The sequence below is a fragment of the Dyadobacter beijingensis DSM 21582 genome (assembly GCF_000382205.1).
Lineage (GTDB): Bacteria > Bacteroidota > Bacteroidia > Cytophagales > Spirosomataceae > Dyadobacter > Dyadobacter beijingensis.
Genome location: NZ_KB907787.1, coordinates 1,037,418 through 1,051,604, shown reverse-complemented (window position 1 = coordinate 1,051,604; position 14,187 = coordinate 1,037,418). Strand labels below are relative to the sequence as shown.

Annotated in this window: 10 protein-coding genes; 3 read left to right on the top strand and 7 right to left on the bottom strand. The window is 51.3% G+C overall.

Annotated elements, in window-relative coordinates:
- Nucleotides 1-19: 19 nt before the first annotated feature.
- From H144_RS0111615 to H144_RS0111590, 5 genes are all read right to left on the bottom strand, one after another.
- Nucleotides 20-2,380, bottom strand: a complete 2,361-nt coding sequence (locus H144_RS0111615; RefSeq protein WP_019942236.1) for an ABC transporter permease — start codon at nt 2,378-2,380, stop codon at nt 20-22.
- Nucleotides 2,381-2,724: 344 nt separating this feature from the next.
- On the bottom strand, nt 2,725-5,157 hold the full coding sequence (locus tag H144_RS0111605) for an ABC transporter permease (protein ID WP_019942234.1): 2,433 nt from the start codon (nt 5,155-5,157) through the stop codon (nt 2,725-2,727).
- Between the two features lie 12 nt (nt 5,158-5,169).
- Nucleotides 5,170-5,832: a hypothetical protein gene (locus tag H144_RS0111600; RefSeq protein ID WP_019942233.1), complete on the bottom strand. Its 663-nt coding sequence runs from the start codon at nt 5,830-5,832 to the stop codon at nt 5,170-5,172.
- Between the two features lie 143 nt (nt 5,833-5,975).
- Nucleotides 5,976-6,653: an ABC transporter ATP-binding protein gene (locus H144_RS0111595; protein WP_026350619.1), complete on the bottom strand. Its 678-nt coding sequence runs from the start codon at nt 6,651-6,653 to the stop codon at nt 5,976-5,978.
- 115 nt (nt 6,654-6,768) lie between these two features.
- Nucleotides 6,769-8,016, bottom strand: coding sequence for an efflux RND transporter periplasmic adaptor subunit (locus H144_RS0111590; RefSeq protein ID WP_019942231.1), 1,248 nt, complete (start codon nt 8,014-8,016; stop codon nt 6,769-6,771).
- 372 nt (nt 8,017-8,388) lie between these two features.
- On the opposite strand from H144_RS0111590, the gene H144_RS0111580 reads away from it, so the two are divergent.
- Nucleotides 8,389-9,759: a sigma-54-dependent transcriptional regulator gene (locus H144_RS0111580; RefSeq protein WP_026350618.1), complete on the top strand. Its 1,371-nt coding sequence runs from the start codon at nt 8,389-8,391 to the stop codon at nt 9,757-9,759.
- Nucleotides 9,760-9,852: 93 nt separating this feature from the next.
- Nucleotides 9,853-11,799, top strand: a complete 1,947-nt coding sequence (locus tag H144_RS0111575) for a glycoside hydrolase family 127 protein (RefSeq protein ID WP_019942228.1) — start codon at nt 9,853-9,855, stop codon at nt 11,797-11,799.
- Nucleotides 11,800-11,881: 82 nt separating this feature from the next.
- Here the strand turns inward: H144_RS0111575 and H144_RS0111570 are convergent, their stop codons facing one another.
- Nucleotides 11,882-12,799, bottom strand: a complete 918-nt coding sequence (locus tag H144_RS0111570; protein ID WP_019942227.1) for an LEA type 2 family protein — start codon at nt 12,797-12,799, stop codon at nt 11,882-11,884.
- A 215-nt stretch (nt 12,800-13,014) separates the two neighbouring features.
- Here H144_RS0111570 and H144_RS0111565 point away from each other — a divergent pair, with 215 nt between their 5' ends.
- Nucleotides 13,015-13,557, top strand: coding sequence for a YciE/YciF ferroxidase family protein (locus H144_RS0111565; RefSeq protein ID WP_026350617.1), 543 nt, complete (start codon nt 13,015-13,017; stop codon nt 13,555-13,557).
- A 74-nt stretch (nt 13,558-13,631) separates the two neighbouring features.
- Here the strand turns inward: H144_RS0111565 and H144_RS0111560 are convergent, their stop codons facing one another.
- Nucleotides 13,632-14,132 (bottom strand): pyridoxamine 5'-phosphate oxidase family protein, encoded by a 501-nt coding sequence (locus H144_RS0111560; RefSeq protein ID WP_019942225.1) that lies wholly within the window; start codon nt 14,130-14,132, stop codon nt 13,632-13,634.
- Between the last annotated feature and the right edge of the window lie 55 nt (nt 14,133-14,187).

Sequence of the window (14,187 nt, the reverse complement as noted above, 5' to 3'; positions counted from 1 at the left end):
GAGCGTGTTATTCCTCCTCCTATTCGGATTTCAATGATTTGACCGGGTTCATCAATGCCGCTTTGATGGCCTGGAAACTGACCGTGAACAAGGCGATGGCCAGGGCGGCCACACCGGCGACGGCGAAATACCACCATTCCATTTCAATGCGGAATGCATATTTTTCGAGCCAGCCGTTCAGGAAGTACCAGGCGACCGGGAAGGCAATGACGGCGGCGATGAGCACGAGTTTGACAAAATCCGCGGACAGCATCCCTACGAGGTTCGACACGCTCGCGCCCAGCACTTTACGCACACCAATTTCCTTCGTGCGCTGCTCGGCAGTAAATGCGGCAAGGCCGAATAATCCCAGGCAGGAGATAAAAATGGCGAGGAATGCAAAGTAATTGGAGAGCTTGCCCACGACCGTTTCGGCTTTATACAAGTTGGCAAATTCCTCATCCGCGAAATGGTATTTGAACGGCACGCCGGAATTGTACCGCCTGAAAACCCGTTCGAGGCTTTCGATAGCCTGCCTTGTTTTCCCGGCTTCGGCACGGACCATCCCAACGCCCCAGGCTTCTTTTTTCGGTTGCAGGTTGATCACCAGCGGATCAATGGCCACGTGCAGCGAGCCAATGTGAAAGTCCTTCATCAGCCCGACGATCTTTCCCTTTTTGCCCCACATCGTCAGCTCCTTCCCGACGGGATCCTTGTAGCCGATCTTCTTCGCGGCCGCCTCATTCACGAGGTAGTTGGAAGTATCCGTTCCAAACGTCGGACTGAAATCACGGCCGTCGAGCAGCTGGATACCCATTGTTTTTACAAAATCAAAACCTACCGGATTCACGCTGAACAGCAGCTGCTTGGTCGTATCCTTGCCTGGCCAGCTGACGCCCATCGTGGAGCTCCCGTAGGCGAGCGGGTTAGCCTGCGAGCGCGCTACCGACTTAATGCCCGGCTCCGCTTCGAGCGCCTGCTTGAATGCATCGAAATTGGTGCTCATGGTATTCTCGATATTCGGAATGTAGAGCAGGTTTTCCTGGCTGAAACCGAGGTTCTTGTGCTGGATATAGTCGATCTGGCGGTAAATGACGATCATCGAAAGGATCAATAAAATCGACAGGCCAAACTGGAACACGACCAGCCCCTGCCGGAAATAGGTTGCATTGGGTTTGAATTTCAACGCGCCTTTCAGAATGGTCACCGGGTTTAGCGACGACATGAACAATGCGGGATAGCTGCCGGCCACCAAACCGGTGATGAGCGTCAATGCCAGCAACAGCAGCAGGAAGGACGGGTCGAAGAAATCGAGTGAAAGCTGCTTGTCCGTCAGCGAGTTGAATCCCGGAAGTAATACCAGCACAATGGCGATCGCGACGACCAGCGCCAGCAGCGTAATGAGGATCGATTCGCCCATGAACTGGCCGATAAGGCTCGTTTTATAGGCGCCCACCACCTTGCGCAGGCCCACTTCCTTGGCGCGTTTCACAGAGCGCGCCGTGGCGAGGTTCATGAAGTTGATGCAGGCGATAATGAGTATGAATACCGCTACGATCGTGAACATCCGCACATATTCAATGCGGCCTCCGTTTTGCTTGCCGGCCTCCCAATTCGAATAGAGGTACGACTTTCCGTAGTTGATCAGGAAAAGATCGACGTTGCTATCCTTGTTTTTGGTTTTGACATAATCCTTGATCTTCGCATTGACCTTATTCACATCGGCGTTTTTAGCGAGCAGCACGGCGCACCTCGGCCCGTTGTTGCCCCATTCTTTCGACCACTCAGCCCCTTTCTGCCAACGGTCATAGCTCATCATGAAATCGAATTTCATCGAAGAATACCTCGGGATCTCTGCGAACACCCCGGTCACGACCACATCGTCTTTGTTATCGACACGCATCGCTTTCCCGAGCGGGTCCTGCCCTTTGAAGTATTTGTCGGCCAGTTTTTGGGTTATCACAATGCCATCGGGGCGTTTCAGTGCCGTCCGCGCATCACCTTTGGTGAGTTTGAAGGAGAACATATTCAGAAAATCGCCTTGTACGTAGCGGCCCTTTTCATTGTCGTACACGTCCCCGGCCCGCAGCACCGGCGACTGCTCCCAAAGCACCTGGCTGGCCTTTTCGATTTCCGGAATATCCTTCACGATATTTTCCGCCAGGATACCCGGCGTGGCGGCATAGGTATTGATCTCGCCCGAATAATGCTGGTTTTCCATCACCGAATAGAGCCGCTCGTCGAATTCATGAAAGCGGTCCATCCTGATCTCGTCCTGCACCCACAGCATGATCAGCAAACTGCAAGCCATCCCCAGCGCCAACCCGAGGATATTGATCGAACTGAACATCTTGTTTTTCAACAAATTCCGCCAGGCGATTTTCAAATAACTTTTAAGCATACCGTTAGTTCATTGGTGATGGAATAATTCGTTTAATGACTTGCCAAGTCCTAAATTGGGATACACAAAAGACGATATGCAGTCATGGAACTAATAAGAAAAATCACTACCCCAAAGGGCCCGTTTTGCGTTGTTGAATTGCCAAAAGAAATGATAGGCAAACAGGTTGAAATAATCGTGTTTGAACTAAATCCGGAACAGATAAAAATCGAAGAAGAAAAGTAGCAACAGCTGCAAGAAATCAGCGACCTCTTTAAAAACCTTCGTGTCTACCTGAGTAATTTTAAATTCGACCGAGACGAGGCCAATAATTATGACTGGTAGTTCCTAGCTTTGTTTGGAACCTACTCCGATTTCAACGACTTCACCGGGTTCATTAGCGCGGCTTTCACACTTTGGAAACTTACCGTGAGCAGTGCGATGACGATAGCGAGCAACCCCGCGACGGCGAACATCCACCAGGCCAGGTCGACGTGGTAAGCGAAGTCGCTCAGCCAATAGTTCATCCCGAACCAGGCGATAGGGCTGCCGATCACGATCGCGATAAGGATCAGTTTCAAAAACTCCTTCGACAGCAACGCTACAATATTGACAACGCTCGCGCCGAGCACCTTCCTCACGCCAATCTCTTTCGTGCGGCGCTCTGCCGTAAATGCGGATAAGCCAAAAAGTCCAAGACAACCGATGATGATCGAAATCGTTGCGAATGTGATGAATATCTCTCCTACCCGCTGCTCGCTGCGATAGACATTGTCGAAATCCTGGTCCATGAAGCGGTAGTTGAAAGGCTGGCCAGGTGCCATTTTTTTCCACAATGCCTCGACTTGCCCTACTGTCTGCGGAGCGTCGCCGCCTTTCATACGGAACACGACCGAGCCATTACTTTTATATAAAATGAGGCTCAATGCGCCGATGTTCTTCCGCAGCGATTCGAAATGGAAGTTTTTCACCACGCCGATGATGGTGTAGTCGACGCGCTTCTTTAATGCGGCGTCTTCGTAACCAAATATCTTCTTACCAATCGGGTCCGCATAACCCAGCACTTTTGCCGCTGCTTCATTGATAACGATACCGGTCGAATCGGAGGGAAAGGATTCGTCGAATGCGCGGCCGCTCGCCATTTTGAGCTGCATCGTTTTGACAAAATCATAATCCACTGCCCATTTTTGCATGTTAATGCCTTTGTCCTGCTGCATTTGTCCTACCGGGAAAAAGGTGTGATCGGTACGGGATGAAGGAGTTGGTAAAAAGCTGCTTACCGTGGCACTTTCCACATTTGGCAAGCTCAATACCTGCTCTTTGAATGCTTTTACCTGGTTGTCCAACGCATAAGCATCGTTGACAATCAGCATTTGATCTTTGTTAAAACCAAGTTTTTTGGTTTGAATGTAGTTTAGTTGCCGGTGGATAACCCCGGTGCCTACAATGAGCATCACCGAAATCACAAATTGAAACACCACCAGCCCATTACGTAAATAGCCGCTCCCCTTCCCTTCCAGTTCAATGGTATTTTTGAGCACTTTCAGCGGCTTAAACTTCGAGAGAAAGAAAGCCGGGTAGCTTCCTGCAAGTACACCCACAATCCCGCCGGTAGTAAGCGCGATCGCCCAAAACCAGACGTTGGCAATCGGGAATGCGATTTGCTTGCTGGCCAGGTTGTTGAACAGCGGCAATGCCAGGTAGGCGATCAGCATTGCGAGGGCCAGCGAGAAGAAACTCAACATGACCGACTCGGTCAGAAACTGGCTTATCAGTGAAGACCGCTCCGAACCCAGCGCTTTACGCACGCCTACTTCTTTCGCCCGGTTGGCCGAACGTGCCGTGGCGAGATTCATAAAATTGACGCATGCAATAGACAGCAGAAAAACAGCCACTACCGCAAAAATGTACACATACTGGATGTTGCCATTGGCATTAACTTCGGCAGTGCGATCCGAACGGAGGTGAATATCTGTTAATGGCTGTAACGAATATTTCAGATAGCTGCCCGATTTCCGAACTTCATCGAGCGACGCGCCCAGAAATGCCCTCAGCCACTTATCCGTGTACTTTACAAGCATCGATTCAAAATTTCTTTCGAATTGCTTTGCATCCACTCCCTCACGGAAAAGTATATAGGTATTAAAATTATGGCTTCCCCAATCGTTCTGCCGGCTGCTTTCCAAACCACTCATTGAAAGTAGCATATCAACATCGTGCATGTGCGAATGTGCTGAAATGTTCTCCATCACGCCGGAAACGGTATATGTCACCTCATTATCGAGGAGCAGTGTCTTCCCGATCGGGCTCTCCTTACCAAAATATTTGGCGGCATCCCTCTCCGAAATGACGGCTGTGCGCGGTTCTGCCAGCGCTTTTTTGATGTCACCTTCCAGTAACGGCACGGAGAAAACCTGGAAAAATGTCGAATCCGCGTAGAAAACGTGGTCTTCTTTTAAATTTTCGGTCCTGTTGGTGCGCCGTGCCAGCATGCTCCCGTTCTCCCGCAACCGCACCACCTGCTCGATCTGCGGGTAATCCTTTTTCAGGGTAAATGCCAACGGATCGGGCGCGACGGCCAGCGACATGTCGGCACCGCCGAAACGGATATCTGCATTGACCCGGTAAATCCGGTCGGCATGGCCAAAAGAACGGTCGTAACTCAGTTCGTCCACCACGTAAAGCGTAATGAGCAGGCAACTTGCCAACCCAAGCGACAAACCGAATATGTTCAGAAACGTGTAAAACTTGTGTTTACGCAGATTCCGCCAGGCAATTTTCAGATAATTTTTAAGCATTAATTCAAACTTTTACATTTCCATGCCCTGACCAGGCAACCCTATCTCGCTTTCAAAGTTTTCGACGATCTTCGACCGTTCCTTTTCAGATTTTTCGGCGGCATTCACGGTCTTTTCGTAGATGTATTCCTCCCCGTTTTTCATAAACCGGTATTTGACAAACATTTCGCCGGTTTCGGAGTTGTAGCGCACGTGTTTGGAAAAACCTTTCGGGTCCGTTGAAACCGGCTCCTTGATAAACCCTTTCCCCGACGATACGATCTCCGCATTCACCTCATTGGAAGAGAAAGCCATTGTCTCAGGCTCGTTGGCCGCTGATTCATCCTCGTCGGAATGCTTCTTTACGGGTGCTACCGGTGCCGCGGGCCTAGGCTTCCGTTTGGGAGTCGCTACGGCCACTGATTCGCTGCAGGGCGTTTTCGGGGCGGGCAGTTCGAGGTTACCTTCTGCGATGGACGATAAGACCTTATCGCGCAGCGCCTCGCGGTCTTCCTGGCTCATACCGGCCACATCGAAGGTCTTGTTAATGTCAACTTCTTTTCCGTCCAGCGTGCCGGATACCTTGATCGACAGCTTCGTGCCGTCGTCGTCGATGCTTCTGCTCAGGTAAGCTCTTTTTTGGGCGATGGCCAGCGTGCTCACGCCGGCCAACAGGATGGTTAGAATTTTCTTCATGGTTAGATTTGGCATATTGTTCAAAACTAGCTGTGGTTCAGTGGGCATCCACCGGGTATTCACGTCACGTTCCAAGGGGCCGGACGCCCCCGCATCAGTTTCCTGCTATACTGCCACGCTAGTCGCCAATAGCCGGAGAATTTCTAAACATGTATTTTCTCGGTGACGATCTTGCCGTCGAACAGGTTCACGATACGGTGTGCGAAACCGGCGTCGTACGGCGAGTGCGTTACCATAAGGATAGTCGTTCCGGCGCCGTTGAGCTGGCTGAGCAGGTTCATTACTTCTTCCCCGTTTTTAGAGTCGAGGTTACCCGTAGGCTCATCGGCCAGGATTGTTTTGGGGGATGCCACCACGGCACGGGCAATGGCCGTACGCTGCTGCTGACCACCCGAAAGCTGCTGCGGGAAGTGGTTGCGGCGGTGCATCATGTTCATGCGGGTCAATGCGGCTTCCACTTTCTCCTTGCGCTCTGCCGGAGGGGTTTTGAGGTAAAGCAGCGGCAGCTCCACGTTTTCGTACACCGTCAGCTCGTCGATCAGGTTAAAGCTTTGGAACACGAAACCAATGTTGCCCTTGCGGATCTGCGCACGCTGGCGTTCCGACATTTTGGCTACTTCCGTGCCATAAAACTCGTAAGAGCCTTCACTGGGGTTGTCCAGCAGCCCAAGGATGTTCAGCAAGGTCGATTTTCCGCAACCGGAAGGGCCCATGATAGCGACGAATTCGCCGTCTTTCACTTCCATGTCGATGCCATTGAGGGCCGTGGTTTCTACTTCCTCGGTAGAAAATACCTTGTGCATGTTGTTAATCTTGATCATTGTTTTTTCTGGCTTTCGGCTTCGGCTCGGTGCGTTCGGCACGCGAATGTCGGCTGGGTTTCGTGATTAATTCTGGTATTGAAGGTATTTGACGGCCGACGACCGACCGTCGCTTTTAGAATTCTAGGACTTCATTATCTCCAAAGTTCTCATAAGAGCTCGTGATGACTTTTTCACCTGGCTGCAAGCCTTCGAGGACTTCGAAATATTCCGGGTTTTTACGGCCCAAAGTGATTTTGCGTTTTGCTGCGCGTTTGCCGCCGTCGCCTACTACGTACACCCAGTTCCCGCCGGTTTCTGAGAAGAAACCACCGACCGGCAGCAATGTAGCCTGCGAAGGCTGCCCGAGTTGCAGACGGATCGGCGCCGATTGACCTCTCTTCACCAGTTCCGGCGCGCCATTGTCAAACTTCATGTCCACTTCGAATCGTCCGCTCAAAATCTCCGGGTATATCTTGATGATTTTCAAGCCGTAATCCTTGCCATTGAACTCCATCGAGCCTGCGAGCCCGACGAAAATCCGCGACAGATAATGCTCATCCACGCTGACACGCATTTTAAAGCCATTCAAATCGTCGATCTGACCGATATTTTGTCCCTGGCTGATGTTCGAACCGACTTCGATGTTCATCGACGACAGCAGGCCCGACACCGGCGCTTTGACCACGAGGTTATCCAATGTCTGGCGCCACAGGCTCACGTTTTTCTGCGTGCTGGCCAACGTGCCTTCAAGCTGGTTAATCTGCATTTTGGCGTTCTCTTCCTGGTATTTCTGCGATTCGATCTCGATCTCGCGCTGTCTGACCAGCTTTTCGTAATCGCGCTTCGTTTTCAGATAATCCGCCTCCGGGATGACTTTATCCTTGTACAATTTCACATTGCGGTCATGCGCATCTTTCGCCTGATCGAGCTGGAAATCGAGGTCGCTCAATGTCTTTTGCAGGGTAAACCGCGCTACTTTCAGGTTTTGGCGCGTATTTTGAAGGTCGTTTACCAATCGGCTGGCCTCGGTTTCCGATTGGAGGAAGCTTAGTTTCAGGTTCTGGTTTTCCAGGCGGAGCAGCACGTCGCCCTGCTTCACCATGTTACCGCCTTCGATGAGTTTTTCAGTAACATAACCGCCCACGATCGCGTCGAGCTGGATCGTTTTCAGCGGCTGAACCACGCCGGTCACGACGATGAATTCGTCGAACTTGCCTTTCTTAACCTCCGATATCGTCAGTTTGTCCTGCTCCACATTCAGTTTGCTGCGCTTGTCGGCGAAAAAGAACTGGTAAATCAGGAAAGAGACCAGCAGAACGCTACCGCCAATGATGCTGATGCGTTTGGTATTCCAGAATTTCTTGGGTTTGACTCGGTCCATTGTTGATCCTCCGGAAAATCCGTTGCTGGTGCTCGTCGAGTTAGGTGTCTTAACTTCCATTATATGTTAGTGATTGAGTTCGCTTTTGTATTTGGCTTCTATCATCCAATCACTATGCCAAAGCAAACCACCCATCCTAATCATTTGAAAATCAATACCATTTACATTCATAACAATGCTAAACCTGTCCGTTATCGGACAAATTTGTTCGGGCGCGGACAAGACTCCAAAACGGCCTTTTTAAAGGTAAAATAGTGACATTTTAGCTTGTTAGGAAATAATATTTCAAATTGCGTCCTTATCTTGACAAACAATTGCGTTAAGTCCTTATCCGGCAGTGTCAACCCGCCTGCGCACCACAAGAAAACAGCCATGCTACTATCAGAAGCCAAGATCCTGATTATCGACGACGATGTTGATGTCCTCAGTGCCGCCAAACTTTTACTGAAACGCCACGCCAAGGCCGTCGACATTGAAAAGAATCCCCAGAAACTGCCATTCCTCGTCACCAACGGCGATTATAACCTGATTTTGCTCGACATGAACTTCACCCGCGACGTCAACAGCGGACGTGAAGGGTTCCATTGGCTCGACCGCATCCTGGATATTAATCCCGCCGCCAAAGTGATCATGATCACGGCTTACGGCGATATCGAAATGGCCATCCGGGCGATAAAAGCGGGCGCGATCGATTTTGTGCTGAAACCTTGGGAAAACGACAAGCTCCTCGCGACGATCGCTACGGCACTGGAAGGCGGAAAAGACAAAGTGGTGGCGGTAGCGGAAGAAAAAGCCAAAGACGATGACAAGAAGAACAATAAGGCAGCGTCGGACACCATCGTCGCCACGAGCGACAGCATGCGGCAGGTGCTGCTTACCACCGAGCGCGTAGCCTCTACCGATGCCAATGTGCTCATATTGGGTGAGAACGGTACCGGTAAAACGCAGCTAGCCAAGCACCTTCACCAGCATTCCAAGCGCGCCGACAAGCCGTTTGTCGCCGTGGACCTTGGTGCGATCAGTGAAACGCTCTTCGAAAGCGAGCTGTTCGGGCATGTGAAGGGCGCATTTACCGACGCCAAGGAGGACCGCGCCGGCCGGTTCGAAGAAGCCAAAGGCGGCACCATTTTCCTGGACGAGATCGGCAACCTTACATTACCATTGCAAGCGAAGCTGCTCACGGTCATCCAGGAGCGGAAAGTGACGCGCGTCGGCTCCAACAAGCCCATTGCGCTCGACGTACGCCTCGTGTGCGCCACGAACATGAATATCGAAAAAATGGTGACCGAAAAGACATTCCGCCAGGACTTGCTCTACCGGATCAATACCATTGAACTCGAACTGCCGCCCCTGCGCGACAGGCCGGAGGATATCAGCGCACTGGCCGAGTACTATCTCAAACAATACGCCAAAAAGTATAACCGTCCCGTTAACGACATCAGCAATGCATTGGTGAAGAAAATGCAGCAGTACAACTGGCCGGGCAACATCCGCGAATTGCAGCACGCCGTCGAGCGCGCCGTGATCCTCTCGCAGGAAAAAACCTTGCAACCTGATGATCTTTTCCTCAAAAGTTCGGCCGGGCAGCCTGCCACCGCTACCGGTTTCGACCTGGAAGACATGGAAAAAACGATGATCATCAAGGCGCTGAAACGCTTCAACGGAAACATCACCGACGCCGCCCGTGAGCTGGGTCTCAGCCGCGCAGCGCTTTACAGACGGATGGAAAAATACGGCTTGTAATACGTTTGCGGCCCCAAGGAAGTACGAACTTGGCATGTTTTTTGGGTCAATATCCAATCAAAAGCTCAACTGCGTTCCAACTTTGTACTTCCGATGACCAAATCGCTTCCTATATTCATCCTTGCTTTTCTCTCCCATTTCCTGTTTGCACAAAACGGCGGCATCAGGCCGGTACCGCTCAAAAACGTCAAAACAACCCAGGGTTTCTGGCACGATCGCGTGGAAATCGCGCGCGCTGTGACCGTCCCGCATGCTCTGCACCAATGCGAAGAATCGGGCCGGTTCGACAATTTCGCCGTGGCCGGCGGTTTGAAAAAAGGGGTGTTCAAAGGTGCCCGGTTTGATGATTCGGATGTTTTCAAAGTCGTGGAAGGCGCGTCCTATGTACTTCAAAATCAGTATGATGCTAAACTAGACAAATACCTCGACAGCCTCATCACGCTCTTTGCCGCGGCACAGGAACCCGATGGCTATCTGTACACGATCAGGACGATCAACAAGGACACGACCGGCTCTTACGACTGGATCGCAGGGCCTTACCGTTATTCGTTCGAGAACGGGAGCCATGAATTGTACAACGTCGGGCATTTGTACGAAGCCGCGGTGGCGCATTACGAGGCTACCGGTAAAAAGACATTGCTGAATGTGGCGATCAAAAATGCCGATCATTTAGTGAAGACAATAGGCCCCAAAGCCGGGCAAATGGTCGTAGTTCCCGGCCACGAAGAAACCGAACTCGCATTGATCCGCCTCTACCGCGTGACGGGCAAAAAAGAATACCTCGATTTATCCAAATTCTTCATCGACATGCGCGGCCGCTCCGACAAGCGTACATTGTTCCTCGATGAACACAAACTCGGCCCTTCTTATTTTCAGGACCAGGTACCTTTCGTACGCCAGCGCGAGGCCGTGGGGCACGCGGTACGTGCGCAATATCTCTACACCGGCGTAGCCGACCTGCTCACATTACGCCCCGACGCACAGGACGCCGCGTCCGTTAATGCGATCTGGAACGACGCAACGGACAAGAAGCAATACATTACCGGCGGAATGGGTGCCCGCGAAGACGGCGAAGCATTCGACAAACCGTACATGCTTCCCAATGACAATGCATACGCCGAAACCTGCGCCGCCATCGCCAATATGTTTTGGAACCACAAAATGTACCTGCTCACCGGCGAAGCCAAATACATGGATGTCTTCGAACGGGTGCTCTACAATGGCTTCCTCGGCGGAATGGGCGTAAAGGGCAACACATTCTTTTATGTAAATCCAATGTCGTCGAATGGCACCAACGATTTCAACAAGGGTTCGGGCGCGGTGCGGCACGAGTGGTTCGGTACGGCCTGCTGCCCGAGCAATGTATCCCGCTTCCTGCCTTCGATGCCCGCATACATGTACGCGACGCAGGGCGATGCATTAGTAATCAACCTGTTCGGTGATACCAAAGCCAGCATTACCCTGCCCAATACCGCCGTGCAGATTACCCAGCAAACGCAATATCCTTGGCAGGGTAGCATCCGCATTCAGGTCGATCCGGAAAAAAGCAGCGCATTTCCGCTCCATATCCGCATTCCGGGCTGGGCTACCGGCCAGGCCATTCCAGGTGATTTGTACAGCTACGCGGACAAGCTCGCACAGCCAGTCGGGTTAACCATTAATGGCAAGAAAGCGGACGCTGCTATTGATCATGGATATTTAAAACTCAACCGCACCTGGAAGAAAGGTGATGTTGTCGAACTCACGCTCGATATGCCGGTGCGGAAAGTGGTAGCCAGTGAAAAACTGAAAAGCAACCAGGGAAAAGTAGCGATCGAGCGGGGCCCGGTGCTCTACTGCGCGGAAGGCCACGATAACGGCGGCAAAGCGCTGTCAATCAAAATGTCCGGCACGCAGGATTTTATGCCGGTATTTCAAAAGGAGATGCTGGGCGGCATTAATACCCTGAAATCGAAAGAGGGTAGCATTACGCTCATCCCCTACTACGCCTGGGCCAACCGCGGCGCAAACGAGATGACGATCTGGTTTGATAGGCAGTAGGTTTGTCGACGGCCGACCGCCGATTGCGTCAGTCGGCCGTCAGCCGTCGTCGGTCAGCGGTCAGCCGTCAGCCGTCAATACCTCACTTCCTCCCCATATTCTTCTGAAACGCCTCGATATCCTTCAACTCTCCGTCCATGACGAGGTTCATGTTGCTGCCATCGAGCACCTCGTTTTCGGATTTGATTTTTGTCTTGAAATAGAATGTAAACGGCAGCTCCTTGCCTTTCCCGATCATTTGCGCACCGGCTTTGATAACCTTGCCCAAACTGACCGAAAGCGGAATTTCGTAAACATCCTTGCTTTTGGATTTCACTTTCGTGATGCCCTTCACGGCTCCTTCGGCAAAGCGCTTTTGCTTGCCCAGATCCATCGCATAGGCGGGATTTTGAAATTCAAGCGAAAAGGGGTTGAGGTTCGCCACTTCCACCTTCACGACGATCTCCGACTCCTTCAAACCAAATTTTTTGAGGTCATACCCAGCCATTTTGATCATCGGCAGGCGATAAAGCGGCAGGCGCTTATCCATTTCCAGTACGAGCGAATCTTTGCCGAGAAAAGGCTTCTCGAAATGCAGGATGGTTTCAAAATGGTAATCCGCGCTATCTTTGCCTTTGGCGGCTTCCTCGTCGCCTTCCTCGCGCAGGTTTTTGATTTTTACTTTCGCCGGCAACGTCAGCAGCGAACTATCCGCAGCATTTATCGTCAACGGCTTCCCGTAATGGTCCTCCACGACCGTCCGGCCATTCATTTTCACCAGGTAATTAAATTTCTTCACGTGCATCCCAACGGGCAGCGGATTGTGCACCAAGGTTTTCAGCTCCATTTTAATGGTACTGTCCGTCACGTCGCCGATATGCGCTATGGCCATTTCCACACGCGGTTTCAGGCCCGTAACCGGGTCGGGATCACTCTTTTTGAAGAAATACCAGCCCGCGAAGGCCAATGCGGCCATTAAAACGAGTATGATGATCCATTGGGTAGCTCCCTTGTTTTTCATTGGTGTCGTCTGGTTAACCCGGGAGACAGTTCAAAAAGCATTCCCGGCATATCCGGCCTGGCGCCACACGTATATGTGTAGGAAAATCTCATTAGCCGGAGAAAGCTGCGCGCATATCGCCCTTTTCGTGTTGGTACGGATTTTTGCAAGCAGCGCGTCACCTGGTGGCGGCCGCCATCGGGTTTAACAAAGACGACCATTCAAAACAGATCATCATGAAAGCGACTAAAAGCAAAACAGCAACCAAGCAGATCACCGAAACCGATAGCGAAAAATTGAAAGAGCTGTTTATCGACGGCCTCAAAGACATTTACTGGGCTGAAAAACACCTTTCAAAAGCGCTGACGAAAATGTCTAAAAACGCTACTTCCGAAGAACTGAAAACGGCATTTGAACAGCATACCACGGAAACGGAGGAACATGCCGCGCGCCTGGAAGAAATATTCGGCCGCATTGGCGAAAAGGCGCAGGCCAAAAAATGCGCTGCTATGGAGGGACTGATCGAAGAAGCGAACGAAATCCTGGAAAGTACCGAGAAGGGCACCATGGTACGCGACTGCGGCCTGATTATGGCCGCTCAAAAAGTAGAGCATTATGAAATCGCATCGTACGGTACATTGCGCAACATTGCCCGTATGCTGGGCCATTCCGACGTAGCGGATATGCTGCAACAAACGCTAGATCAGGAAGGTGAAACCGACCACAAGCTTACCGAACTGGCAGAAGCCTACGTGAACGAAGAGGCAAGTGCAGAATAGAGGCTTCTGCCTTTTATAAACACAGAGAGGCGATCGGGAAACCCGACCGCCTCTTTTGCATTCAATATATACATCTACACCAGATTCAATTTGCCATGATCGCCGCCTTCCGGTGTGCTGCCGGTAATCACCGCTTTCAGCATTGAAAAGAATACGACCATTTTGGAAGAAGTACTATCCCAATAAGCCGCTTCCTGCGTGGTAACCCGCAAAACTGCGAGATCGGGATCGTCTTTCCCGCCCGGAAACCAGGCCTTGGTCATCAGGTTCCAGAGTTCGTCCTTGCGCCGTTCGCTTTCCACGATCGACGCCGTGCCCGAAATGCTCAGGTAAGTATTGTTTTTCGGGTCGGAGTAAATCAACGTGACCGCGTCGCCCAGGCGCATGTCCTTCACCAGTTCCGTATGGCGACTGGTGAAGAACCAGATATTACCCTCGGCATCGATATCGAGCGTGGTCATCGGCCGCGACACGATCTTACCATTTTCGATCGTCGTGTACATGCAAAACCGGATGTCTTCCGCCAGTGATTTCAGTTTTTTAATCGCTTCTTTATCTTCCAAATCCTTTTCCATAACCGTTGTCTTTAGATCTGTTGAAATTTTGGTTTGAACCCAAATCTATAAAACA